The organism is Mesorhizobium sp. M1D.F.Ca.ET.231.01.1.1, from assembly GCF_003999155.2.
In the GTDB taxonomy this organism is placed as follows: domain Bacteria; phylum Pseudomonadota; class Alphaproteobacteria; order Rhizobiales; family Rhizobiaceae; genus Mesorhizobium.
The window spans coordinates 1-325 of sequence record NZ_RZOZ02000172.1; the positions used below are offsets into that span (position 1 = coordinate 1).

Annotated in this window: 1 protein-coding gene; it reads left to right on the forward strand. The window is 58.8% G+C overall.

The window, feature by feature from the left end:
- Positions 1 to 238: hypothetical protein (locus tag EN874_RS33990; protein WP_210238601.1), on the forward strand; the 238-nt coding region annotated here is incomplete at its 5' end.
- Positions 239 to 325: the final 87 nt, after the last annotated feature.

Genomic DNA, 325 nt, shown 5'->3' on the forward strand with positions numbered 1-325 from the left:
GTCCGGTTCGCCGAGCCGGACGGGCGGCGCATCGCGCGCCGCCTCATCTCACGGATGCGATGCATCGCACGGAGGCAGGCAGATGGCAGTGGACTACACAACCCATGACGGCGTGGCCGTCATCACGCTGAACAATCCCCCCGTCAATGGTCTCCAACCGGTCGCCAGCGATGCAAGAATCAACGCAGGAAGCAGTCGGGAGATTGCTCGTTTCTTTAGTGTGTTCATTTCGGGATAATGGAAATTTTGCCTTCGTAGGCATTGGGAAGACCGAATATCGAACCGTTCGCCGAGCGCGCCACAAGCCGGTCAGTGGTCTTTGAAG